Source organism: Acinetobacter sp. YH12040, assembly GCF_013420005.1.
GTDB lineage: Bacteria > Pseudomonadota > Gammaproteobacteria > Pseudomonadales > Moraxellaceae > Acinetobacter > Acinetobacter amyesii.
This window is the reverse complement of record NZ_VOZB01000001.1, coordinates 437,317-461,348: the sequence shown is the minus strand read 5'-3', so window position 1 is coordinate 461,348 and position 24,032 is coordinate 437,317. Positions and strand designations below refer to the sequence as shown.

General features: G+C 40.1%; 21 protein-coding genes and 2 tRNA genes. 13 read left to right on the top strand and 10 right to left on the bottom strand.

Going from position 1 to position 24,032, the window contains the following annotated elements; translation table 11 throughout:
* Nucleotides 1-63: 63 nt before the first annotated feature.
* Nucleotides 64-654 (top strand): DUF4112 domain-containing protein, encoded by a 591-nt coding sequence (locus FTT99_RS02185; protein WP_180026673.1) that lies wholly within the window; start codon nt 64-66, stop codon nt 652-654.
* 148 nt (nt 655-802) lie between these two features.
* Here FTT99_RS02185 and htpX read toward each other — a convergent pair whose 3' ends face one another.
* Both htpX and FTT99_RS02175 read right to left on the bottom strand, forming a co-directional pair.
* Complete coding sequence (gene htpX, locus FTT99_RS02180; RefSeq protein WP_078192146.1) at nt 803-1,708, bottom strand: protease HtpX; 906 nt, start codon at nt 1,706-1,708, stop codon at nt 803-805.
* A gap of 133 nt (nt 1,709-1,841) precedes the next feature.
* Nucleotides 1,842-2,705 carry a lytic transglycosylase domain-containing protein gene (locus FTT99_RS02175; RefSeq protein ID WP_180023271.1) on the bottom strand — a complete coding sequence of 288 codons (864 nt, stop codon included), beginning with the start codon at nt 2,703-2,705 and terminating at the stop codon, nt 1,842-1,844.
* Between the two features lie 497 nt (nt 2,706-3,202).
* Here FTT99_RS02175 and ttcA point away from each other — a divergent pair, with 497 nt between their 5' ends.
* Together ttcA and FTT99_RS02165 are read left to right on the top strand one after the other, a co-directional pair.
* Complete coding sequence (ttcA, locus tag FTT99_RS02170; protein ID WP_078192144.1) at nt 3,203-4,132, top strand: tRNA 2-thiocytidine(32) synthetase TtcA; 930 nt, start codon at nt 3,203-3,205, stop codon at nt 4,130-4,132.
* 222 nt (nt 4,133-4,354) lie between these two features.
* The gene (locus FTT99_RS02165; protein ID WP_180008384.1) at nt 4,355-4,738 is read left to right on the top strand and encodes an SCP2 sterol-binding domain-containing protein; all 384 of its coding nucleotides are present in this window, start codon (nt 4,355-4,357) and stop codon (nt 4,736-4,738) included.
* A gap of 75 nt (nt 4,739-4,813) precedes the next feature.
* Here the strand turns inward: FTT99_RS02165 and FTT99_RS02160 are convergent, their stop codons facing one another.
* Nucleotides 4,814-5,926, bottom strand: coding sequence for a transglycosylase SLT domain-containing protein (locus FTT99_RS02160; protein WP_180107763.1), 1,113 nt, complete (start codon nt 5,924-5,926; stop codon nt 4,814-4,816).
* Nucleotides 5,927-6,291: 365 nt separating this feature from the next.
* Here FTT99_RS02160 and greB point away from each other — a divergent pair, with 365 nt between their 5' ends.
* The 6 genes from greB (at nt 6,292) to epmA (ending at nt 10,355) form a co-directional block, all read left to right on the top strand.
* Entirely contained in the window at nt 6,292-6,789 is a 498-nt protein-coding gene (gene greB, locus FTT99_RS02155) for a transcription elongation factor GreB (protein WP_180076767.1), read from the top strand.
* Between the two features lie 83 nt (nt 6,790-6,872).
* Nucleotides 6,873-6,962, top strand: a tRNA-Ser gene (locus FTT99_RS02150).
* A gap of 229 nt (nt 6,963-7,191) precedes the next feature.
* Nucleotides 7,192-7,281: transfer RNA gene (locus FTT99_RS02145), tRNA-Ser, on the top strand.
* Nucleotides 7,282-7,445: 164 nt separating this feature from the next.
* Nucleotides 7,446-8,198, top strand: a complete 753-nt coding sequence (locus tag FTT99_RS02140) for a class II aldolase/adducin family protein (protein WP_180129260.1) — start codon at nt 7,446-7,448, stop codon at nt 8,196-8,198.
* Between the two features lie 115 nt (nt 8,199-8,313).
* Nucleotides 8,314-9,381 (top strand): 4-phosphoerythronate dehydrogenase, encoded by a 1,068-nt coding sequence (locus FTT99_RS02135; protein WP_180129262.1) that lies wholly within the window; start codon nt 8,314-8,316, stop codon nt 9,379-9,381.
* Nucleotides 9,382-9,386: 5 nt separating this feature from the next.
* Nucleotides 9,387-10,355, top strand: a complete 969-nt coding sequence (epmA, locus tag FTT99_RS02130; RefSeq protein ID WP_373684541.1) for an EF-P lysine aminoacylase EpmA — start codon at nt 9,387-9,389, stop codon at nt 10,353-10,355.
* 135 nt (nt 10,356-10,490) lie between these two features.
* On the opposite strand, the gene FTT99_RS02125 is transcribed toward epmA, so the two are convergent.
* The 7 genes from FTT99_RS02125 to ahcY all read right to left on the bottom strand — a co-directional run bounded on the left by FTT99_RS02125 (nt 10,491) and on the right by ahcY (nt 21,043).
* The gene (locus FTT99_RS02125; protein WP_111883903.1) at nt 10,491-10,964 is read right to left on the bottom strand and encodes a hypothetical protein; all 474 of its coding nucleotides are present in this window, start codon (nt 10,962-10,964) and stop codon (nt 10,491-10,493) included.
* Nucleotides 10,965-11,125: 161 nt separating this feature from the next.
* Nucleotides 11,126-12,367 (bottom strand): multifunctional CCA addition/repair protein, encoded by a 1,242-nt coding sequence (locus FTT99_RS02120; protein ID WP_180129265.1) that lies wholly within the window; start codon nt 12,365-12,367, stop codon nt 11,126-11,128.
* Between the two features lie 81 nt (nt 12,368-12,448).
* On the bottom strand, nt 12,449-14,728 hold the full coding sequence (locus FTT99_RS02115) for an NADP-dependent malic enzyme (RefSeq protein ID WP_078192090.1): 2,280 nt from the start codon (nt 14,726-14,728) through the stop codon (nt 12,449-12,451).
* Between the two features lie 140 nt (nt 14,729-14,868).
* On the bottom strand, nt 14,869-17,745 hold the full coding sequence (locus FTT99_RS02110) for an EAL domain-containing protein (protein ID WP_180129267.1): 2,877 nt from the start codon (nt 17,743-17,745) through the stop codon (nt 14,869-14,871).
* Between the two features lie 183 nt (nt 17,746-17,928).
* Entirely contained in the window at nt 17,929-18,642 is a 714-nt protein-coding gene (locus tag FTT99_RS02105) for a 16S rRNA (uracil(1498)-N(3))-methyltransferase (RefSeq protein WP_180129268.1), read from the bottom strand.
* Between the two features lie 32 nt (nt 18,643-18,674).
* Nucleotides 18,675-19,511, bottom strand: a complete 837-nt coding sequence (gene metF / locus FTT99_RS02100; RefSeq protein WP_180008362.1) for a methylenetetrahydrofolate reductase [NAD(P)H] — start codon at nt 19,509-19,511, stop codon at nt 18,675-18,677.
* Between the two features lie 149 nt (nt 19,512-19,660).
* Nucleotides 19,661-21,043: an adenosylhomocysteinase gene (ahcY, locus tag FTT99_RS02095; protein WP_078192086.1), complete on the bottom strand. Its 1,383-nt coding sequence runs from the start codon at nt 21,041-21,043 to the stop codon at nt 19,661-19,663.
* 236 nt (nt 21,044-21,279) lie between these two features.
* On the opposite strand from ahcY, the gene FTT99_RS02090 reads away from it, so the two are divergent.
* The 4 genes from FTT99_RS02090 (at nt 21,280) to FTT99_RS02075 (ending at nt 24,025) form a co-directional block, all read left to right on the top strand.
* Nucleotides 21,280-21,582: a hypothetical protein gene (locus FTT99_RS02090; RefSeq protein WP_111883908.1), complete on the top strand. Its 303-nt coding sequence runs from the start codon at nt 21,280-21,282 to the stop codon at nt 21,580-21,582.
* Nucleotides 21,583-21,616: 34 nt separating this feature from the next.
* Nucleotides 21,617-22,558 carry a DUF4424 family protein gene (locus FTT99_RS02085; protein WP_180161201.1) on the top strand — a complete coding sequence of 314 codons (942 nt, stop codon included), beginning with the start codon at nt 21,617-21,619 and terminating at the stop codon, nt 22,556-22,558.
* Nucleotides 22,559-22,710: 152 nt separating this feature from the next.
* Nucleotides 22,711-23,340 (top strand): hypothetical protein, encoded by a 630-nt coding sequence (locus FTT99_RS02080; RefSeq protein WP_180161199.1) that lies wholly within the window; start codon nt 22,711-22,713, stop codon nt 23,338-23,340.
* A 160-nt stretch (nt 23,341-23,500) separates the two neighbouring features.
* Nucleotides 23,501-24,025 carry a cysteine peptidase family C39 domain-containing protein gene (locus FTT99_RS02075; protein ID WP_180161197.1) on the top strand — a complete coding sequence of 175 codons (525 nt, stop codon included), beginning with the start codon at nt 23,501-23,503 and terminating at the stop codon, nt 24,023-24,025.
* Nucleotides 24,026-24,032 lie beyond the last annotated feature (7 nt).

Sequence of the window (24,032 nt, the reverse complement as noted above, 5' to 3'; positions counted from 1 at the left end):
CAGATAGAAGACTTCTAATATGTTTTAATCTCAGTGATTTACACGGTTTTTATTGGATAAAACATGACTGAACCATTAAAACAAAAAATGTCAAAGCAAGAAGTCATTCGCCTTGAACGCGATCTCGCCAAGTTTGCCAATATGATGGACTCTGTGGTTCGGATTCCATTTACCCGACAAGGGGTAGGTGCAGATGCAGCGTTGAGTACCATTCCCGTCGCTGGTGATATTGCAGGATTCGTCTTGACCTGCTATGCCGTCTATAAGGCCAAACAGATTGGCGTACCACAAGCCAAATTAAATGGTGTGATGAAACTCGCGGTTATGGATGCTGTCGTGGGGTTTATTCCTGTCGCGGGGACGATCTTCGATGTGTTTATTCGTCCGAGCCGTAAAGCTTTAGATGTCGTACACACGCATATACGTGAAGAATATCAAATCAGTACAGATCAACATGTGGTACATCCGTTTTTACATGAAAAATTAGAAGAGAAACAACAGCAATCGGCTTTTTGGCGTAATCCTGTGATTGCATGGTTATGGATCCATATCCCAGATATACTCGGGATGATTTTCTTATTGGTGTTTATCTTTGCAATTTACATGGGCGGTTCATTGCTTTGGCAATGGTTAAAGGCCAATGGGGTATTGTAGATAGGACAGATTTGTGGCTTGAGTGCTAGCAATGAAAGGCTGTTCAACTGAAAAGTGATTGATAAAACAGTAAATGCTCTGAGAAAAAATTAGACTCAAAAAAAGCCTCCATAGGGAGGCTTTTTTACGACTTACATTAGATGCTCGATTATGGGCAATCTAATTGTTGTAAAGCCGCAACACGTTGTTCAATCGTTGGGTGTGTTTGGAACAATGCAGCTAAGCTGAAACCTTGTTCTTGACCCGCAGAAATAGCAAAGGCTTTCATTTCTTTTGGCATTTGATCTGGCATTTCAGATTCTGCTTGTAAACGTAACAGGGCAGAAATCATCGCTTGTTTACCTGCTAGACGCGCACCAGCTTCATCGGCACGGTATTCACGGTAGCGAGAGAACCACATCACAATGGCAGACGCTGCGATACCAAAAACAATATCTAATACAATCGTAATGACAAAATATGCGATACCCGGTGCTTCACCATCTTCACGACCAAAAACATTACGGTCAATGAAGTCACCTGCTACACGCGCAAAGAACATCACAAAGGCGTTGACTACACCTTGCACCAACGCAAGGGTTACCATATCACCATTGGCTACGTGACCAATTTCGTGAGCGAGTACGGCACGGAGCTCATCTTTGTTCATACGTTCAAGTAGACCGGTAGAAACTGCTACTAAAGCATCATTTTTATTCCAGCCTGTTGCAAAGGCATTTGACTGGTACGATGGGAAAATACCCACTTCTGGCATTTTGATACCAGAACGTTGTGCTAGTTGCGCAACTTCGTTAAGTAACCATGCTTCAGCTTGGTTACGTGGTGCATTAGGGTCAATCAGCTCTGTACCCGTGGTTTTCTTCGCCATCCATTTTGACATGAATAGTGAGATCATTGAACCCACCATACCGAACACAAAACAGATTACGAGCAAGTTGCCTAAGTTTAAGCCGCCTGCACCGTGGTAACTACCGACACCGAAGAGTGACAAGATTATGCCAGCTACAACCAGTACCGCGAGGTTGGTCAGCAAGAACAAACCAATCCGCATCATTGGGTAAATCCTCTTATTATAGAAAAATGATCTGATTTACAAATAAAAATCATTAAACTCAATATGAGGTGAAAGTCTTAAAATTTCAAGGAAAAATTAGTAAAACAGATGCAATTTTACAAAATCAGTGAATTTATTCATTGAAATAAATACGCGCTGAAGCAGACGCATTTGCTGTGGCAAATGAACCTGAAGGTGCGTCGGTAAAACTACCATTGTCTGTTTGAATAATTTGACGTGCTGATGATTTAGCAACCGTAGGGGCAGCAGCATGATAATTATCCGAACTGGCAATAATCCGACCACTATTTGAAGCGATATTGGAATTACTCGAACCTGATACACTTAAACTACCAGCATATAGGTTATTGTAGCGGCTAGTGACACGGCGGACATAATCTTGTGTTTCGCGAAAAGGTGGGATACCACCATATTTTGCGACATTGCCTTCACCTGCGTTATAACCTGCTAAAGCAAGAGACGTATTGCCATTAAAACGTTTCAGTAGCCAAGATAAATATCGAGCACCAGCCATAATGTTCTGATGAGGATCATAAGCATTTGTTACATTGAAGCGACGTGCTGTGGCAGGCATGAGCTGCATTAAACCTTGAGCCCCAACAGGTGAACGAGCATTAGTGTTAAAGCCTGATTCGGTATGCATCACCGCTTTGATTAGACCTTCGGAAACACCATGTTGGGCCGCTGCTTGTTTAATAATATTGTCAAAGGCATTTTTATTCCGACTATAACTAGGTAAGACAGACGCTTCATTTGAGCCCCAGTTACTATAACTATGGATATTACTGTCCGGATAGTAGGTTTTTTTTTCAACTTTTAGATTGCTATAGCGGCCTTGTTTATTGGTCAGTAACGTTGTGCCATTACTTTCACGCAATTGATAAATCGTTTGGCCGGCAAAAATGTTTGGTGCAGCTAAACTGATAGCCACACTTCCACCTAATAACAGCCCCAAAGTCCAAGTAATGTTTTTCATTTTATTGTGAAGAAAAATTCTGTCCCCAAACAGTTAAAGAGAGTTTATCAAAAAAAAATTAGATGAAAAGGCTTCATAGACTGATTTCTTCTTTACTTTGTAAAAATCAAGTCATTTTGATGATTCAATAATCAAAAAAAATATTTATTTTTTTTTATTGATCTTAACTTGACACACTTAAGTCATTGATAATTAAATTTATTTAAATTGATCAAAAAATGATCAATTTAAATAAAAGCCTTAAAATAAGGGCGGCTCACCTTGTCAAGTCATTTAGAATCCACAAAGTTATCCACAGCTTTTGTGGACAACTGTGGAAAAGTCCAAAAGATAAGCATTTGGGCTAAAAAATGAACTGTACCGTATAGAATATTGCACTGAAGATTACGTGATCATGACAGTATTTCTACTTTTTTCGGAAATTACATTCTTTTGATGCGAGAAGTCTGCGAATCGGATAAAATTGCGCGGTATTTTTTTTTAGGTTTAACTCGTCTATGTTCTCGCCAGTTGAGTCCGAACAAGGATTTAATTTCAAACCAGAACTACCAACTAGCTCTGCGTATTATCGTCTATTGAAAAAGCTACGCCGTCAGGTCGGTCATGCCATTCGTGATTTTAAAATGATCGAAGAGGGTGACAAAGTGATGGTCTGTATTTCAGGCGGTAAAGACAGTTATACCTTGCTCGACATTTTGTTGCAGTTTAAGCGTATTGCGCCGATTAATTTTGATGTGGTTGCGGTCAACCTTGACCAAAAACAGCCGGGTTTCCCTGAAGACGTATTGCCACGTTATTTAGAAGAAAACAAAATTCCGTATTACATCTTAGAAAAAGATACTTACAGCATTACCAAACGTTTAACACCAGAAGGTAAAACGTACTGCGCAGTGTGCTCACGTCTACGTCGTGGTTCGTTATACGGCTTTGCTCAAGAAATTGGGGCGACGAAAGTGGCTTTAGGTCATCACCGTGATGATATTTTGGCGACGTTCTTTTTGAACTTGTTCCATGGCGGCAGTTTAAAAGCCATGCCACCGAAATTATTGTCTTCTGACAAAAAGAACATTTTGATTCGTCCACTGGCTTATGTGGAAGAAAAAGACATTATCAAATATGCAGAAATGCGTAAGTTCCCAATTATCCCGTGTAATTTGTGTGGTTCTCAAGAAAACTTACAACGTGCGATGCTAAATGACATGCTGCGTACTTGGGATAAAGAATTTCCTAAACGTTTACACAGTATTTTTGGTGCTTTGCAAAATGTTTCGCCCTCACAACTGGCTGACCGTGAGTTATTCGACTTTGAAGCCCTAGATGAACAACGCGAATTTGATTTTAAAAATAGCGAAAGTTGTTCAACTGAAGAAGGTGAGTCAGAAAGCAAACGCATTAATATGGTGAACTTAGGGTTTATGGCAGATTAACCCGAAAACCTTATCATGCAAAAGGCATTCTACAGAATGCCTTTTTTATGCTTATGATTTTTCACATTTTGTTGTTAAACAGTTAAATATTGAACGGCGCGTACAAAAAACTTTAGCCTTTTCACAAATGATCATGCTATAACAAACCTCAAGCAAAATATGCTTGCACTGATGTTGTCCGGAACGGCAACACACACGAACAAAATAAATTGAGGAAAGATCATGCCTGCTTTTTTAACTGATGATTGGTTTTCAACTGTAGAAACTCTGACAGCTCAAGCTGGTGATTTAAACTTACCACCTGCATTGGCTAATCTTGCAATTAACCTTGTGGTTGCTGACGCTGCAGGCAATACTGAATTGTCATTAGACGGTGGTGCAATTAAAAAAGGTTTATCTTCAAATGCGAAAACAACTTTGAACATGGATGCCGAAACTTTACGTAAGGTATTCCTTGAGTTTGATATGGCTGCAGCGATGCAAGCGTTTATGACGGGCAAAATAAAAGTACAAGGTGATATGTCACAATTGATGGCATTACAAACAGCAAAACCAAGTGCTGAGCAAAAAGATTTGTTCAAAAAAGTACTTGAGCAAACTGCTTAAGTCTAAAACGAAAAAAGCTTACCTAAAGGTAAGCTTTTTTTGTGCGCTCACATGTAAATGTTAGGTGGATGTATATTAGATATTCACCAGTTGAGGTGTGGTTTTAATATGTTCCAAATAAGCACGAATACGCGTGACATATTGCACAGCTTGACGATAACGACCATTGCTGGCCTTGTTACGGTCTAGATAAGCATATAAATTCACCCACTTATTCGGGTTTTTACCTTGAGATTGGATGCGCTTTTGAATCTGACTTACAGCACCAGGACCCATGTTATAAGCCACTAAGGCATACCAATTACGATCTGGGTATGGAATGTTACTATAACGGTTTAGCATTTGGTCATAGTACTTTGCACCACCTTGAATGCTTTGAGTCGCATCTGTGCGGTTGCTCACACCCATGGCTTTTGCTGTACTGTTGGTCAGCATCATAATGCCACGAACACCCGTTGGGGATACCGAGTCAGGTTTGAGGTAAGACTCTTGATAACCAATCGCTGCCAATAAATGCCAGTCTAGATCGTATTGCTTGGCCGTGTTTTTAAAACTTGCCTTATAGATCGGCATACGTTTACTTAAATCACGTTGAATCACATTCCAAGAATCTTGTTTGACCACATTACGGTTGTAGAATGATGCCAACTGTCCAATTGCGCCATTTTGTTTGGCACGGCAAATAAAACCACTCGCGGTTTGGCTTAGTGGATCATCTGCATTTTTAAATACCCAGTTTAAGTTGCTGTTTAAACCATTCTTTTTTAAAGAAACGGTATCACCACAACTGGCTGAAAATGACGTCAAATGCTTGGCTTCAATGGTACTCATTTCGGCAGTGGTCATAGCAAAATTGGCTTGACCTTTGGCAACCATTTTTAAAGCAGTGGCATTATCATTCACTGTTTTAAAATCTAATTGGACATTTAAACTTTCTGCATAGTTACGTGCAAGGTCGTAACCAAAACCATGTCGATGTTTACCATCCTGAAAAACAATGGCAGGATTGGCAACTGCAACAACAGTGAGTTTATTACTGTTGACGACAGCATCATATTGATGTGCTGTTTTGCTGGCATTAATACTGTGAAAAGGAATTAAGACAGTACTAAGTGCAAGCGCTTTAAATGGGAGAGAGTTAAAAGAGTTAAGGCAAAGCCTCGACCCAGAAGTTGAACTACTGTGCATGTTGTCTCCGCTACAAGTAATTTATGCCCTAAAAAGCAAAGGCAAACAGGCCTCAGACTTTTTCAAGTTTGATAAATTCAATAAGGGTTGGGCAGTCATGACGTCATTCAAAAATGACTAGGGGGTTTCGGGAAATATGTAGAAAATCTACACTGGATAAAAATTAAACAAGCCTAAAAGATGTGCGCATAATAATGAGCAAAAAAATACTTGTCAAATTTTGTACGAAAAAATATTAAAATATGTAACATAAACAATTGATTTTGTTTGGGAATAAATTTTATATACTTTGCCTGTGTAGAAATGGAGGATAAAATAGGCATGTTTTGTAAAAATCAGCACTTGCTCAAGGCCTAAAAATCATCATGAAATCTAACTTAATTACCCGTGGTGGACACGATTTATTGGTCGCTGAACTTCAACATTTATGGCATGAAGAGCGACCTGAAATTACCAAAAAAGTGAACTGGGCGGCTAGTCTTGGAGATCGTTCGGAAAACGCGGATTATCAATATAATAAGCAATTGTTACGCAAAATTGACCGACGTGTACGCTACTTGGGAAAACGTTTGGAAGAGCTTCGTATTATCGATTACTCACCCGAACAAAAAGGGAAAGTCTATTTTGGGGCATGGGTTGATATTGAAAATGAAGACGGCGAACACAAAACGCTAAGAATCGTGGGGGTAGATGAAATTTATGATCATCATCCGCAACATATCTCAATTGATTCACCTATGGCTCGAGCACTCTTATCCAAGCAAGTGGATGATGAAGTCGAAGTTCTAACCCCGCTAGGGAAAAAATGTTGGTATATCAATTCAATTCGTTATGAAATGGGCGAAAGCACTGAAAAACAATAAACTGCTTTTATTTTGTTCAATTGGACGTGTTTTTTACAAAATAATTTGCCATTGCTGAATTTTATTTATATGATGGCGGCCATGGAAGCGTGGCAGAGCGGTTTAATGCACCGGTCTTGAAAACCGACGAGGGCGCGAGTCCTCCGTGAGTTCGAATCTCACCGCTTCCGCCAAATTCAAAAACCCTGATGTTTTTAGCATCAGGGTTTTTTTATGTGCGTAAATTGAGGTAATGCAATTAGCCTTGACCTCAATTCAATAAATTTTGATTGAGCTTCTATTTTTCAGCTCGAAGCCAAAATTTTACAATCGCCTAAATTTTGTATGAACGATTCGCCAAGTGTTCAAAATAAGGCAAAATAATTTGCCAATCTGAATTTTTATTTATATGATAGCGGCCATGGAAGCGTGGCAGAGCGGTTTAATGCACCGGTCTTGAAAACCGACGAGGGCGCGAGTCCTCCGTGAGTTCGAATCTCACCGCTTCCGCCATATTCAAAAACCCCAATGTTTTACATTGGGGTTTTTTATTGCCTAAATTTTTGAATAGTTTTTTTCTACAGGCGAAGTTGATATACAGCATGAATATGACATGCTATTAATTATTCACAATAAACAGAAAACATAATTAATAGATTTAGAAAAGGAATTCATCCATGCAAAAACCAGAGCTTATTCATGAACTGGAATGGCAAGCGCGTTGTCAATTGGCGGCACTGTATCGCTTAGTGGCTTATTATAAAATGACCGACTTAATTGATACCCATATCAGCCTGCGTTTAAGTCATGAACCGGAGCATTTTTTGATTAATCGTTATGGTGTGACCTTTGACAAAATGACAGCTTCTGATTTGGTCAAAATTGATCATGAAGGAAAAATTATTGAAACTTATGATGCAGGGAAGATGGTGAATGTCGCCGGCTTTGTAATTCATTCGGCCTTACATCATGCGCGTGCAAATATTAATTGCGTTATTCATACGCATACTGCAGATGGCGTGGCAGTTTCTGCACAGGAACATGGATTATTGCCAATCTCACAACATGCGTTAAAGTTCTATCAGAACATTGCTTATCATGAATATGAGGGTATTGCCTTTTCAACTGAAGAGCGTGAAAGACTGGTACAAGATATGGGGCATTATCGTTGCATGATTTTACGCAATCACGGCTTGCTTGCGACTGGAGAGAGTGTAGCACGGGCATTTCATGAAATTTACTTTTTAGAACGGGCTTGTCAAATTCAAGTAAAAGCGTTGTCGAGTGCTACATTGCATTATCCGAGTCCTAAGGTTTGTGAACATACGTTGCAGCAGTTTGAAAATCCGATGGCCGAGCCCATTATTCAAGCAGCTTGGCAGGCGGCCTTGTCCTTGATTGAAGATCAGCAGTCAGATTATTGTCGATAGTATCATTTTCGATCATCTAGCTTATAGAGTATAGGTGCTATGTCTTATGTGCAGAAGAATAGTCATGGCATGAGCAACGCGTTATCATGTTCGTAGTGGAATTATGAGATGAACTATGAAAATCGTTGCAGATGAAAATCTGGCATTTACTGAGTATTTTTTTTCCGAATTTGGTGATATAAAGCAAGCGGCAGGTCGAACATTGACCCATGATGATGTCAAAGAAGCCGATGCATTATTGGTACGATCAGTGACTCAAGTAAATGCAGAGTTAATTCAACAGACCGCACTCAAATTTGTCGGTAGTGCTACGATTGGAACAGATCATTTAGATATTAATGCTCTAGAAAAGCAGGGCATTGCTTGGTCAAATGCCGCAGGTTGTAATGCACAAGCGGTTGCTGAATATGTGATTACTGCATTGCTTTATGTTAAACCTGAATTGTTGAATGCAAATGAACAATTTACCTTGGGCATCGTTGGCTTAGGTAATGTCGGTTCACGTTTAGCCGTCATGGCAGAATTATTCGGTTGGAATGTCATTGGCTATGATCCATTTGTGCAATCTGATCAGGTGAAACAAGTTGAATTTGCAGAATTGTTAAAAAATGCAGATGCGATTAGTATCCATGTGCCACTAACTAAAGTGGGGGAATATCCAACCTGTCATTTAATTAATGCTGCTGCACTTGCCGCTATGAAGCCTTCAGCGATTTTGATTAATTCCGCGCGTGGGCCAGTGGTCGAAGAAGCTGCCTTAATTGCCGATATTCAACAGACTCAGCGTAAAGTGGTCTTAGATGTTTTTGAACATGAGCCAGAGATTTCAACAGCGTTGTTGGATTTAATTTACGTGGTGACACCCCATATTGCAGGCTATAGCTTGGAAGGTAAAGCACGTGGCACACAGATGATCTATGAAGCATTCTGTCAAACTTTTAATCAACCGATAAATAAAGCTTTTGAAAGTCAGTTGCCCGTCTGTGAGCAGTATTTTACTGGCGCTGACTTTAAGACGGTATTACAGCGTTATTTAAAAGATATTTATGATATCGCTCGTGATGATGCCAACTTACGTGCTTGCCTAAAAGACGGCAAGGTGGATCAAAAAGCCTTTGATTATTTACGTAAAACCTATCCTTTACGCCGTGAATGGGCTGCGCATGGAGGCCCAGCAGCATGAGTCAAATGAACTTTCAGCCGAGTTGTGAACTCACTGCACTTCGTGCACGTGCCACGATGTATGCTCAAATTCGCCAGTTTTTTGCTGCACGTGATGTGCTTGAAGTGGAAACACCTGTGCTTTCACAAGCGGGTGTCACCGATGTGCATTTAGCATCGGTACAAGCTCAGCGTCATGTGAATGGTCAAAAGCAAACGCATTATTTGCAAACTTCACCTGAATTTGCCATGAAGCGTCTGTTGGCAAGTGGCAGTGGGCCTATCTACCAAATCTGTAAAGTTTTCCGTGATGATGAACATGGACGTAAACACAACAGTGAATTCACCATGTTGGAATGGTACCGTCCGGGTTTTAGCTTAAAAGACTTGATGTTTGAAGTGACTGACCTATTGAATGAAACTTTGAAACAGCGCTTTGGTGAAATTCGTCCGACTATTTTGAGCTATAAGCATGCTTTTATGGATCGTTTGGATTTGAATCCGTTACAAGCCACTTTACAAGATCTGAAAGATTGCTGTCGTCGTGTTGGACTTAGCTTAGATCTGGGTGAAGACCGTTTAGGCTATATGGATTTATTGTTTTCGCATTATGTTGAGCCGAGCCTCGGTTTTGATGCGCCAGTGTTCCTTACAGATTTTCCACCGGAAATGGCTTCTTTGGCGAAAACCCGTGTGGACGAAGATGGTGAATTGGTTGCAGCACGATTTGAGCTGTATATCGAAGGTTTAGAGTTAGCGAACGCTTATGATGAACTGATTGATGCGGATGTTTTACGAAGTCGTTTTGAGGCAGATAATGCAGAGCGCGCTAAACTTGGGTTGCATGTGATGCCGATTGATGAATATTTGCTTGCTGCATTACCGCATATGAGTGAGTGTGCAGGTATAGCCTTAGGTATTGATCGATTGCTAATGGTGGCTATGAATCAGCTAAAGCTTGAAAAAGTCATTAGTTTTCCAGCAGCTGTGTCATAAGTGAACTGAATAGCTGCTGTCTATAAATGCTTATACATTTTAGACAGCAGCATAGCTTTCAAATTTAAAAAGGCCTATCAACGTATAGATTGTGATTTAGCGATAATATGTCTAAATATTTATAAAAGATGCAATTTAATTACAGCAGAGTAGCTCAAATTTTATATAAATTATCAATGTCACAATAATAAAAAGAGTAATAAAGGCTATTTCAAGACCTTTATTTCTTTGAATTTTTTTATGATAGAAAACAATGCTGAGTGGGGAAAGAAAAAAGGAGACAATTATCGCCCACAGCCAGTTTAAATTTGGGCTTCTATCAATACTCCCGTCATTCTGTGTAGTCCAGTCTTGATGTGGATGAATAAAATCCACAGCAGCGCTCGCCAATAGAAAAATATTAATATAAAACATAACTCCCAAAACTATATAAAAAGGAATAGAGCTTATAAATGAACGCTTAATTATTAAGGAGCCTAAGGCTAACATTCCAAAAAATATCATGATGAGCTGTGGCAAACTTTTTAAAAGGGTTTGGGTAAAGCCCATCCCTACTAGGAGTCCGCAAAAGACAATAGCAATCAATATATTGGAAAGTTGTTTCTTCATTATTTTTATTCTTTTTACCAGTCTTAAATTGGGTTGAGTATCAGTATTTAATTTTCAGAGATGACACTAGATTATTTCAATTTTTCATTTATTTCAAAATACTTCGGCAGGCTTAACAGCAATGATGAAAGTCAATCCTCTCATTTCTGAGAGGATTTATTTTAAGCTGTAGGCGTGTTATGGCCGAGTTCATGCTTGAATTGTCCGATAGCTTCAATTCGTTTCTGAATCAACATTTCACCAATATCAGGGCCTTTCACATCTGAAGGTAAGTCAGAAGCCTTGATATTACGAACCACCTGCATGGCATCTAAAACGTATTGAGCTTGCGGATAGGCACGATCCTCTAAACCTAAGCGACCACGTGAATCACATTCACAGGCTTGTACAAAGGCCTCTACGCGTTCAGGACGGCGTAATACATCCATACGTTGTAACAGACGCCATAATGTTCCCGGTTTTAAACTCAGAGCTTGGTGGCATTTTAAATGCTCTTTACACACTGAGATGGCCAATTGTTTGGTATTGGTGGGAACTCGCATACGGTCACAGATTTCGGTAACAGGTTTTACACCACGTTCTTCATGCATGATATGGCGCGGTAACTCATCTACTGGAGTAAGTGCTTTGCCTAAGTCGTGTACCAGTACAGCAAAACGAACATCCAAAGAATAATTTGCACGACACGCTTGTTGTAGCGACATCATGGTATGAATGCCACAGTCTATTTCAGGATGATATTCAGGACGCTGTGGAATACCGTATAACGCATCAATTTCAGGGAACAAGACTTTTAAAGCGCCACAGGCTCTTAATACCTCAAAATATTCATCTGCATGGTCTTCCATTAATGCACGGGATGTTTCCTTCCATACGCGTTCAGGTGTGAGGGCTTCAAGCTCGCCAGATTTGGCAAGCTCTTGCATCAGCTCAAGTGTTTCTTCAGCCACTTTAAAACCTAAAGCTTTATAACGTGCCGCAAAACGTGCAATACGTAAAACCCTTAATGGATCTTCGACGAAGGCATCAGACACATGACGAAGGACACGCTGTTCTAGATCACGTTGACCGCCATAGGGGTCATAGACATTACCTGCATCATCCATCGCTATCGCATTGATCGTGAGGTCACGTCGAATGAGATCTTGTTCGAGTGTGACATTGACGTCGGTATAAAATTCAAAGCCATGATACCCATGTCCAGACTTACGTTCTGTACGGGCTAAGGCATATTCGTCTTTGGTCTCTGGATGAAGAAAAACAGGGAAATCTTTACCCACAGGTTGATAACCTTGAGCAAGTAATTGTTCCGGCGTTGCACCGACAACGACATAATCTTTTTCGTGATAGGGGTGCCCGAGCAAGTGATCTCGAACTGCACCGCCTACTAAATAAACTTGCATGAAAAAACCTCTATTCTTAGAGCAATCATGCTACAGAACAGAGGTTTTCTCAAGTCACAAAGTGTGTTCAGGTCAACTAAATTAGAGTGCTAATTTTTCGTTTTCTTGAATCTCTGCAACAGTTAATGCAGTCATATTCACTAAACGGCGTGTTGTCGCTGTTGGCGTTAAAATATGAACAGGTTTTGCAGCACCCAAAAGAATTGGGCCAATCGTCACGTTACTGCCCGATGTTGATTTCAACAAGTTGAACGAAATGTTCGCTGCATCCAGATTTGGCATAATCAGCAAGTTCGCAGAACCTTTAAAACGTGAGTTCGGGTATGCGAAATGACGAATATTTTCATCCAGTGCGGCATCACCATGCATTTCACCTTCAACTTCAAGTTCAGGTGCAATTTCTGACAAAATATCATAAACCTTACGCATTTTTTGTGCGCTAGGATCGTTTTGGTCTGAACCGAAACTTGAGTGAGAAAGCAATGCTACACGCGGCGTAATACCAAAACGGCGTACTTCTTCAGCCGCTAAAATAGTCATTTCAGCAAGCTGTTCAGCTGTTGGATTACGGTTAATGTAAGTATCGGCAATAAACAAGTTACGGTCTTCAAGCATCAATGCATTCAGCGTGAAGAAATTATTGCGGCCTTCTTTTAGACCAATCACATTGCTGACGAAGTCTAAGTGAATGTCGTAGCTTGAATATGTACCACACAGCATGCCGTCAGCCACACCATGGCGAACCAGCATTGCCGCAATAAGTGTAGAACGACGACGTGCTTCACGCTGAGCATATTCAGGCGTTACACCTTTACGCTGCATGATGCTGTAGTAATCGTCAGCAAACTTATCGTAATCAGGGTTTTTCTCTTGATCGACGATAGTGATGTTCACGCCGTCTTCAAGACGTAGACCTAATTTTTTGATGTTTGCTTCAATGACTGCAGGACGGCCTACAAGAATTGGTTTTGCTAAACCTTCATCAACAGCAATTTGTACTGCGCGAAGTACACGTAAATCTTCACCTTCAGCATATGCAATACGTTTTGGATCAGTTTTCGCTTGCGCAAAAATTGGTTTCATCATGAATGCAGAGTTATAAACAAACTCAGACAAACGTTGACGATACGCAGAGAAGTCTTGAATTGGACGAGTTGCAACACCTGAATCCATCGCTGCTTGCGCAATAGCAGGTGCAATTTCAAGAATCAAACGTTGATCTAATGGGCGCGGAATGAGGTAATCACGACCAAATGAAGCAGATTTTTCACCATATGATGCAGCATCAGCTTCGACATGTGCCATGCGAGCAATCGCATGTACACAAGCAATCTTCATCTCTTCATTAATTGTGGTTGCACCAACATCTAGTGCGCCACGGAAGATATAAGGGAAGCAAAGCGCATTGTTCACTTGGTTTGGATAGTCTGAACGACCAGTTGCCATAATCACGTCTGGACGTGCTTCATGTGCATGTTCAGGAAGAATTTCAGGGTCTGGGTTAGCAAGGGCAAAGATGATCGGATCTTTCGCCATGACTTTAACCATTTCTTTGGTCAAAATACCTGCTGCAGAAAGACCAAGGAACATGTCCGCACCTTCCATTACATCAGCAAGCTGAGAGCCTTCGATATCTTGAACATATGCTTTTTTAGACTCATCCAAGCCTTCACGTTTAGTGGTCAATAAACCGCGTGAATCTGCCACAACGATGTTTTCTTTTTTCACGCCAAGTGCACAAAGTAAGTTCAAACATGAAAGGGCAGCAGCACCTGCGCCAGAAGCGACAATTTTGATTTCTTCAATTTTTTTGCCATTGAGTTGAAGTGCATTCAGTAATGCAGAACCCACAATGATTGATGTACCGTGTTGGTCATCATGGAACACAGGAATATTCATGCGTTCACGAAGTTTTTGCTCGATGTAGAAACACTCTGGGGCCTTGATGTCTTCAAGGTTGATACCACCGAAAGTTGGTTCCAATGCTGCAACGATATCTACGATTTTGTCTGGATCGTTTTCAGCAATTTCAATGTCAAAAACATCAACACCAGCGAATTTTTTGAATAGAACGCCTTTACCTTCCATAACAGGTTTTGACGCTAAAGGACCAATGTTACCTAAGCCCAGTACGGCTGTACCGTTACTGACTACAGCAACAAGATTACCGCGCGCTGTGTAAAGTGCAGCAGTAGATGGGTCGCGTTCAATTTCTAAACAAGGTGCAGCGACACCTGGCGAGTATGCGAGGGCTAAATCGTGTTGGTTGACCAATTGTTTGCTTGGTGTAACGCTGATTTTCCCCGGAGTTGGAAATTCGTGATAATACAAAGCCTGCTGTTTTAAAGATTGATCGTCCATCTGTATCTCGATTGTGTTTTGTTTATCCAATATAAAGCTGCAATGCTTGCTTTATCCGCTTGAATATAACATTAGTTGCACAGTTGGGACAGTCGAAGTCGCGTCTTTTTTAGACAATCTTATAGCTCAGGCATAGTGACTTATATTAAGTAAGTATAAGCAGGCGAAGAGATATTATTTTCAAGGAACACGGTTGCCTCTTCTTGTGGCAGTGGCTTAGAGAAAAAATAGCCTTGAGCAATGTCACATTCTAAGTCTTGTAGATACTGTAACTGCTGTTCAGTTTCAATCCCTTCAGCGACTACCGTCATGCCCATCGCTTTACCCATGGCAATCATGGCACTAACGATGGCCAATTGTTTATTTTCACCAATTTTAGAGATAAAACTGCGGTCTATTTTTAAGATATCAATTGGAAAATCAGCTAGATAGGATAGAGAAGAATAGCCCGTACCAAAGTCATCAAGTGAAATATTGATCTTTCGTTTTTTTATTTCATTTAACAGTTCACGTACTGAATCTAGATTTTCGACCAAAGAAGATTCTGTAATTTCCAGTTCCAGACTGGCACCATCAATCTGATTGGCATCTATCGCTTCATCGAGATCATTTAATAATTGTCCACGGCGCAGTTGCTGTGCAACAATATTGACGGATACACAAATATTTTGATAACCCAAATTATTCCAAAAGCGAATTTGCTGCGCGGTTTTTTGCAGGACAAAACGCCCGATATCCGAAATTAAACTGGTTTGTTCTGCTAAAGGAATAAATAAGCCCGGTGGTATTAAGCCTTTTTCAGGATGATTCCAGCGCACCAAGGCTTCAAAACCGTAAATATTTTTATCACGGAAATTGATCTTCGGTTGGTAATACACCACCAGCTCATTATTTTGAATGGCTTTACGTAAGTCTCGCTCCAAGAAGATACCTTGTTCTAATAATGCAGTATTTTCATTGGAATAATAACGTGTAGTATTGCCTCCCAAATTTTTGGCTTCGCTCAGCGCTTGTTCTGCACAGTTATTTAGATAATCTAGCTGACGGCCATGTTCAGGGTAGAACGCGACGCCCATCGATAAAGTGATGACATGATCTTGGCCAAAAATATTAAATGGAATGCTAAAGGCTTTATTGATGCGTTCACAATGCTCTTGCACAGAAGGGCGGATGTGTGAAATTTCATACACAATCGCAAAATCATCGCCATTTAAGTGTGCGACAAACAGAGCTTCGGCATTGGTTAGACGTAAACGCTGTGCGACTTGGCGTAACAGTTCGTCACCACCATTATTGCTGAGATATTCATTTAATGGACGGAAGCGATCGATGTTTAAACGAATGACGGCCAACTGTTTAATCGAATCTTGTTGCGAAACTAAATACTGATGCAGTTGATAGTTGTAATAAAAACGGTTCGGTAAATCCGTTAAGGTGTCATAATTTTCTAAATACGATAAACGTTGTTCTTGCAATTTACGTTCGGTTAAATCTGAGACAATTCCAATGTAATGGGTGACGCGATTTTGATCATCGGTAATCGCATTAATATGCATCCATAGCGTCAGTTCTTTACCTGAAAGAAATTTTTCGTGCAATTCCCCATCATACTCACCAATTTTCAGCACTTGCTTAATGATCGAATAGTGCATACTACGTTGAATTGATTTGTAATTTGCAGTGATATCAAAAAGATGTTTACCAATAATTTGGTCGTAGTTAAAGCCGGTTAATTGTTCGTAAAACGGATTGACTTCGATATAGCACAGCTCTTCATTTAAAATGAAAATCCCTTCAGCAGCTTGTTCGAGTACACTGGCTGCAAGTTTTAAACGTTCTTGAGATGTCCGTTCTTGATGGATATCACGTCGAATACCGACCATGCGCAATGGCTTACGATTATCTGGATCGCGTTGAATGACCCGTCCAATATCATGTACCCAACTCCATTTTCCTTGACTGTTTTGAATCCGATAGGTGGCCTCATAACGGTTTTTAAATCCACGTAGATGTTGAATCATCGCTGATTTAAAATGTGGGATATCATCAGGATGGATCACATGTTGTAACTGTTGCTGATGCTCTTTCGAATGTCTAAGGGTTTTTTCTTGCTTATAGTTGGTGACAACGATTTTACGGTCTTTGATATTCCAATCCCAAGGACGTAAACCTGCAATTTCATGCGCAAGGACTAAATTGGCTTGTTGGTTTTCTAAATCCTTGTTCATTTGCTCAATGTCGAAGGTCCGCTCTTTGACTTTCTGTTCAAGGATTTGGTTACCTAGCTGTAGTTGTAATTCGATGTCTCTTGATTTGTTGACTTCTTCTTGGAGCTGCTGACACAGTTCATCAGTCCATTTGACTTGTTGCTTGGCACTATCGACCAATAGGTTGTTTTTAGCATGTAAAGTCGATACACGACGATGAATGCGATATGACGTCATGGCGCACATTAGAATCACAATAAGCCCAAAATTAATACTCAGGCTAAATAAGTGATTTGAACCATCTAAGAAAAAAAACTGTGCAATCAGATAGGGCACAATAGATGGAATAAATGCCAAACAAAAATAATTGAGTTTTTGCGTTAAATAGGTCAAACCAAAGGTTTGTGTCACGATCAAGAGTAGGGCAGAGAGTGTCAGGGCTTGAATTGGTTCAAAGCTTTGATTGGTCGCAGGCAAATAATAAAAAATTAAAAAAATACCGCTCGCAATCAGTGTGCCGACAGAAAAACACTGAAATTGTAGCCAACGATGCGCAATCATCAGTGAATATTGTTCGGGTTTAAAATAAACGGTGCTCATCAGCCAGCATAAACTGACAAAAACTTCGGTAAAAATAAACCAAATATTGAAATACAAAGATGGCGATTTATAAAAAATTTGATATATCGAAAAAATATATAAGCAAATAATCAGGATACTGACTAAAAAATAGCGGCTATGGCGAATCGTGTTCGCAATTTGAGCAGTATGATTGTACTGCTTGATATATTCATCTTGTTTATACATCATGAATATAAAAACCCTGCCTTAACTAAATCTAGATCGTTGTATTTGTATTGTTCCTGAGAGTATTTGTTTATTCTTGGTAACAAATAAATTGTTTTTATTGACTCTAGGGTAATTGCGTTACAAATAAAAAGCAATATCAAGGATGCCATCATTGATGCTTTCAGATGAACTATCGAGTAAAAATTAAATAAATTTATAATTTAAAATTGAAAGTGCAACTACAGGTGCAGTTTCTGTGCGAAGGACACGTTCACCGATACACCAGTTCACGAAACCCTTCTCATTTGCTGCGCTGATCTCTACTTCGCTCAAGCCACCTTCAGGGCCAATCAGTAAGGCAACGTGCGGGTCAGCATCAGCTAATACATCAACTTCATCTTTATTGGGTGCGAGCACCAATTTTGTTGTCGGTAGGTCACTTTCCAACCATTTTTCAAGGGAAAGAGGCGGAAGTACTTTAGGAACAATGTTGAGTCCACACTGTTCGCAAGCAGCAATAGCGATGCCTTGCCAATGGTCAAGTTTCTTTTGATCACGATCGTACTTCAAACGCATCTCACAACGTTCTGAAGTGAGTAGTTGAATTTCAGAAACACCGAGTTCCACCGCTTTTTGAATCGCATAATCCATGCGGTCGCCTTTGCTCATCACTTGACCCAATAGTGCCGTAAAATGTGGTGTGCGATTGCTTGGATTGAATTGCAAAACTTTGACGGCAGCCGACTTTTTAGCGATTTCAACCAATTCAACATGGTATTCGCCACCTTGCCCATTGAACAAAGTGGCTGTTTCGCCCACTTGAGCACGTAAAACTTTTACCCAGTGATGAAACACTGTTTCCGTTAATTCAACAGTCGTATCAACAGTTAAATCAGCTTCAATATAAAAACGTGGCATTAAAGTTTTACTCTCAAAAAGGTCGAAATGTCTTATGCAAGACCGAGGTCTTTCACAAGTTGACGTGTAGGGTCAGTGGTGTTCATGGTGTAGAAGTGCAGGCTTGGCGCACCACCAGCAATCAGGCGTTCGCAAAGTTTTACAATCACTTCATGACCAAAGGCTTTGATTGACGCTGTATCGTCGCCATAAGTCGCAAGCTGTTTGCGAATCCAACGTGGAATTTCTGCACCTGTACCATCAGCAAAGCGAATTAAATTACTTGCATTGGTAATAGGCATGATGCCTGGAGCGACAGGAATGTTCACGCCTTCTTTTTGAATGCGCTCTACAAAGTAGAAGTATGCATCTGGGTTAAAGAAGAACTGTGTCAAAGCTGCATTTGCGCCCGCATTGGCTTTATCGCAGAAACGTTTGATGTCGAGATCAAAACTGTCTGCTTGCGGGTGCATTTCTGGGTATGCTGCAACTTCAATTTTGAAATGATCACCAGTGTGCTCACGAATGAAACGTACCAAGTCCGTTGCATAAGGTAATTCGCCTAAACCCACCTGACCTGAAGGCAAGTCACCGCGAAGCGCAACAATACGGTCAATACCTTGTGATTTATATAAATCCAGCAATTCAGCAATACGTGCTTTGCTATCACCAATACAAGACAGGTGAGGGGCAACCGGTGTGCCTTTACCGTTGAAATCATTCAATGTAGACAAAGTGCGTTCACGGGTAGAACCGCCTGCACCATATGTTACAGAGAAAAATTCAGGATTTAATAATTGAAGTTCTTGGTGTACAACTTTAAGTTTTTCCGCGCCCGCATCAGTTTTGGTCGGGAAAAACTCAAAGGAAATAGGAATCTGTTTTGACATGTTCAAATCCTTTTTTATAAATACTTTTTATTTAGACCTCTCCCTAACCCTCTCCTAAGAGGAGAGGGAACGTTCATTATAAATTTACTTAATAATGAAAAGTCCCTTCTCCCTATGGGAGAAGGCTAGGATGAGGGGGAATATAAAACTTAGTATTTATAAGCCTCAGCTTTGAACGGGCCTTCAACTTGAACACCGAGGTAATCCGCTTGTTCTTGAGTCAAAGTCGTTAATACGCCACCGAAACCTGCAACCATTGCAGCAGCAACTTCTTCGTCTAATTTCTTAGGAATAAGTTCTACGCGGATCGCAGCTTGTTTTTGATCTTCAGGAAGATCAGCAAATTTTTCAGCGAATAGGTGCATTTGACCCAATACTTGGTTGGCAAAAGAACCATCCATAATACGTGAAGGGTGACCGGTTGCATTACCAAGGTTCACCAAACGGCCTTCTGAAAGAAGAATAAGGTAATCATTTTCATTTTCTGAACGATACACTTGGTGAACTTGTGGCTTAACTTCAACCCACTTATAACCACGTAAGTAATTTGTGTCGATTTCAGTATCGAAATGACCGATGTTACAAACTACAGCGCCAGCTTTTAATGAATCAAGCATTGCAGCGTCACATACGTGGTAGTTACCAGTTGTTGTTACGATCAAGTCAGTATTTTGAAGAAGATCAAGGTTGATGTCTTCTTTCTTACCCGTTTGAATGCCATTTTTATACGGAGCAACAACTTCGAAACCGTCCATGCATGCTTGCATTGCACAGATAGGGTCAACTTCAGTGACACGTACAATCATACCTTCTTGACGAAGTGATTGAGCAGAACCTTTACCTACGTCACCATAACCGATTACAAGTGCACGGCGGCCAGATAAAAGCATATCTGTACCACGTTTGATGGCATCGTTTAGTGAGTGACGGCAGCCGTATTTGTTGTCGTTTTTAGACTTAGTGACAGAGTCATTTACGTTAATCGCTGGAACTTTTAAAGTACCGTCGCGGTGCATTTCGTAAAGACGTTGAACACCTGTAGTGGTTTCTTCTGTAATACCGTGGATTTTAGCAATCACTTCAGGATATTTTTCGTGAACAAGCGCAGTTAAGTCACCGCCATCGTCCAGAATCATGTTGGCATCCCAAGGTGTACCGTTCACATTGATTTGCTGTTCAAGACACCACATGTATTCTTCTTCAGTTTCGCCTTTCCAAGCAAATACAGGAATACCTGCAGCAGCGATTGCAGCAGCAGCGTGGTCTTGAGTAGAGAAGATGTTGCATGAAGTCCAGCGTACTTCTGCGCCCAATTCAACTAGAGTTTCAATTAAAACTGCAGTTTGAATAGTCATGTGGATACAGCCTAAGATTTTCGCGCCAGCAAGCGGTTTAGCCGCTGCATAGCGTTTGCGAAGACCCATTAGGGCTGGCATTTCTGCTTCTGCGAGTTTGATTTCTTTACGGCCGTAGTCAGCTAGTGAAATATCGGCAACTTTGTAATCTGTAAATGAAGCATTAACCGCGTTCATCACGATCTCCTTAATAAAAACAATTGATCATTCAGTTCGCGGATGCCGTTGTTGATTGGAACGAGTGTCCAACCGAATCGTCGAGCCTAGCGATCTTATATTTAGTGCCTATAAGAAAGTCGCAGCATCCCTCGACTAGGGCAGTATTGTACTTGGAAATAGAGTGAGTTCCAATCAAAAATTGGTTAATATGTAGATGAATAATCTGATAATAAAAAGATAATAACGTACATATCATGAATATATTAAAATTTAATATTTTCCTAGTTTTACTCGTATCTTCACAAGCTGTCTCAGCAAGGCGAGGCGACTTTTCACCACAAGATATTTTTTTTCTGCCTTTAATTTTGATTGGGGTTTTATCCTTATTTAAATTTTCAGGCTTTATTGAAAATTATACGAAAGGCTTAAATTTAACCCTTAGAGTAGTCATAAAAGCAGTGAGTTTTATTATTTTGATTGGCATCATTGCCCTTATAATTATCGGGATAGGGCTAATTTCTGAGTATATTCCTGAAAAATGGTCGATGATATTCTAGTGCAATTTTAAATATAAAAAATTGGAAGCTAATAATGAAAAAATTAACTGCATTCATATGCTTGTGTTTTTCAGCACTAACATATGCCAACGATTCAACAGGCTATGTGGCAACAGGCGGTGTGCAATACCTGAAAAATAAAGATATTCAAATGTTCAGTGAAGACCTGTTTATTAGTAAAAAAATCATCAAGGTCGATTACCAGTTCAAAAATTTAAGCAATAAAGATGTGACTGAAACCATACTCTTTCCACTGCCAAAAGTTGAAAACTTCTTTGAATCTGATTTTGCCAATACTGAAAAATTGCTAAAAAGTTTTAAAGTTCAGGTGAATGGAAAAACGATTCAGCCTGAAATGCATGTGCGCACTTTTATTCAAAAAGATGAAAAAACAGCCCCGATTGATATGACGGAGAGTTTTAAGCAATGCGGGTTTACGGAAAAAGACATGCTGAATCCGTGGAGCAGGCAAGATGATGAATATGAAACTTTCGAGGAAAAACTCAGAAACTGTAAAAATGCAGCTTTGCAAAAAGTTTTGCCCAAAGATCCGAGTGAAGTCATTTCATGGTCATCTCAGGTAATTTACAGCTGGAAGCAAACCTTTAAAGCCAATGCGCTCACACGTGTACAGCATCAATATGCACCGCTGGTGGGCGGGTCTGTGGCTTTATATCCTGATGAATATAATCAAAGTTATTGTATGGATCAAAAGTTTAAGGCAGGACTCAGAAAGGCCAAATCACAGCATGCACCATTTCAAGCGCTGGGCTATATCTTAAAAACAGGCGCCAATTGGGCAAAGCCTATTCAAGATTTTAAGCTGACTATCGAGCGTGATGCTAACGAACTGGTTTCATTTTGCTGGGCAGGTAAAGTCAAAAAACTGAGCGATACGCAATTTCAAATGACTGAAAATAATTTTGTACCGAAACAAGATTTGGACATTATTTTTGTGAGTAAACGTCCGTCATAAGACATAATCCAGCAAGAGATATAACCAAAGTAATGAGCCTAGAAAAATTTAAATCATATGCTGCATATTTCTTGGGAATGTGTGCCTGTTTATATGGTTGTTATACTTTTTTCTATGAAAATGACAAATGGCATTTGTTGCTGTTTTCAATAATGTTGTACGGCTTGCTGTATGCAGTATTTAGATTTATCAGCAAAAAATCATGGAGCTGGTTGTGTCATGGCCTCAGTTTTATTGTTTTGTATAGCACTGTTTTAGCCATATTTTTTAGTTCAAGTTTTTTACAAATTAAAGAATTTCAACTGACTCATCCCAACTGGATTTTGGCAGATCAGGTTCAGATTAATCAAGTTGAAATTGATGATTATAGGCAAAGGCGTTCACTGCAATATGCGTATACGCGAGTGCAATACCAATACATGCTGAATGAGCAAATAAGTACAGGTGTTGCAGATAAACTTGACCCGCAATATATGCTTTGGTTTCTTGAAACGTCGCAGGATTTAAGAGTCAGAGCAGCACTCAAAACTGAGCATGCAATACATCAGCAGCAGTATTCAGTGTATGTAAATACTCAAAATCCGAATCAATCCCGATTTTTTCTTAACCAAGACTATTTTGAACTTCGTAATTCAGGGTTTGCATGGCTGATTTACGGCCTTCAAATGCTGTCCTTGGTTTTAGTTCTTATCGTTGTCATTTTGCTGTGGGATGCCTTTTCTGATTCGAAAGAATCTAAGACAGCTAAAATAAGTAAGACTAAGCCTAAGGCAAAGGTGTAAAAAGCTAAACCTGATATGGAGTAAACATCTTCGTCCTAAAAAACTTCTGCACTAGGGATAAATTTTTTTTGATGCGGCACAACTATGTTTATAAAAATTGCCGTACAAATCGCGCTGATTTGTTTATTATCACTGCAGATTTAAGTTGTGAGTTCTTATTATGTCTTTGGAAATGCCTGAAGAATTAGCCAATCTTGAAGCCAATGGTGGCATTTATGCGGTGTGGATGTTGCTGCAGCACTTAGGTATAGATGCAGATATTCAGCAACTCATCGAAGTTTGCGCTTATGACGCTGACCATGGCACAACAACCATTGGTTTAGCTGTAGGACTGAAAAAGTTTGGTTTTCAAGTAAAGTTTTACACAGAGCATGATCCTGAGCTGCAGGACAGTGAAAAACGCAGTTATGCAGAAGCAGACCAATTGGAACTACCTATATTGCCTGCAATTGGCTATGCACAAATTCAGCAGGCTTTTGAACAAAATCAGTTTGTGATTGTGTATTACGATACTCTAGAGGGCGTGGGGAATCATTCTTTGGTGTATGACATTGACGAAACTGAAATTAGTTTCTTTGACAGTTTTGATGCCATGCCAGCAGAGGTATTTGAACAGCAACGTGGGGCAGAGGGCATTTGCCGACAAGTGATTACTGTAGACGTAAATAATTATGTGGCGAGCTGAGCCATTT

Excerpts from the sequence above, each read along its gene's own strand:
- FTT99_RS02125 (WP_111883903.1), bottom strand. The coding sequence starts at position 10,964 with ATGAAGAAACAACTTTCCAATATATTGATTGCTATTGTCTTTTGCGGA.
- FTT99_RS02115 (WP_078192090.1), bottom strand. The coding sequence starts at position 14,728 with ATGGACGATCAATCTTTAAAACAGCAGGCTTTGTATTATCACGAATTT.
- FTT99_RS02110 (WP_180129267.1), bottom strand. The coding sequence starts at position 17,745 with ATGATGTATAAACAAGATGAATATATCAAGCAGTACAATCATACTGCT.
- FTT99_RS02185 (WP_180026673.1), top strand. The coding sequence starts at position 64 with ATGACTGAACCATTAAAACAAAAAATGTCAAAGCAAGAAGTCATTCGC.
- FTT99_RS02140 (WP_180129260.1), top strand. The coding sequence starts at position 7,446 with ATGCAAAAACCAGAGCTTATTCATGAACTGGAATGGCAAGCGCGTTGT.
- ttcA (WP_078192144.1), top strand. The coding sequence starts at position 3,203 with ATGTTCTCGCCAGTTGAGTCCGAACAAGGATTTAATTTCAAACCAGAA.
- epmA (WP_373684541.1), top strand. The coding sequence starts at position 9,387 with ATGAACTTTCAGCCGAGTTGTGAACTCACTGCACTTCGTGCACGTGCC.
- FTT99_RS02120 (WP_180129265.1), bottom strand. The coding sequence starts at position 12,367 with ATGCAAGTTTATTTAGTAGGCGGTGCAGTTCGAGATCACTTGCTCGGG.
- FTT99_RS02135 (WP_180129262.1), top strand. The coding sequence starts at position 8,314 with ATGAAAATCGTTGCAGATGAAAATCTGGCATTTACTGAGTATTTTTTT.
- FTT99_RS02080 (WP_180161199.1), top strand. The coding sequence starts at position 22,711 with ATGTTGTACGGCTTGCTGTATGCAGTATTTAGATTTATCAGCAAAAAA.
- htpX (WP_078192146.1), bottom strand. The coding sequence starts at position 1,708 with ATGATGCGGATTGGTTTGTTCTTGCTGACCAACCTCGCGGTACTGGTT.
- metF (WP_180008362.1), bottom strand. The coding sequence starts at position 19,511 with ATGTCAAAACAGATTCCTATTTCCTTTGAGTTTTTCCCGACCAAAACT.
- FTT99_RS02105 (WP_180129268.1), bottom strand. The coding sequence starts at position 18,642 with ATGCCACGTTTTTATATTGAAGCTGATTTAACTGTTGATACGACTGTT.
- ahcY (WP_078192086.1), bottom strand. The coding sequence starts at position 21,043 with ATGAACGCGGTTAATGCTTCATTTACAGATTACAAAGTTGCCGATATT.
- greB (WP_180076767.1), top strand. The coding sequence starts at position 6,292 with ATGAAATCTAACTTAATTACCCGTGGTGGACACGATTTATTGGTCGCT.
- FTT99_RS02075 (WP_180161197.1), top strand. The coding sequence starts at position 23,501 with ATGTCTTTGGAAATGCCTGAAGAATTAGCCAATCTTGAAGCCAATGGT.
- FTT99_RS02175 (WP_180023271.1), bottom strand. The coding sequence starts at position 2,705 with ATGAAAAACATTACTTGGACTTTGGGGCTGTTATTAGGTGGAAGTGTG.
- FTT99_RS02090 (WP_111883908.1), top strand. The coding sequence starts at position 21,280 with ATGAATATATTAAAATTTAATATTTTCCTAGTTTTACTCGTATCTTCA.
- FTT99_RS02160 (WP_180107763.1), bottom strand. The coding sequence starts at position 5,926 with ATGCACAGTAGTTCAACTTCTGGGTCGAGGCTTTGCCTTAACTCTTTT.
- FTT99_RS02085 (WP_180161201.1), top strand. The coding sequence starts at position 21,617 with ATGAAAAAATTAACTGCATTCATATGCTTGTGTTTTTCAGCACTAACA.
- FTT99_RS02165 (WP_180008384.1), top strand. The coding sequence starts at position 4,355 with ATGCCTGCTTTTTTAACTGATGATTGGTTTTCAACTGTAGAAACTCTG.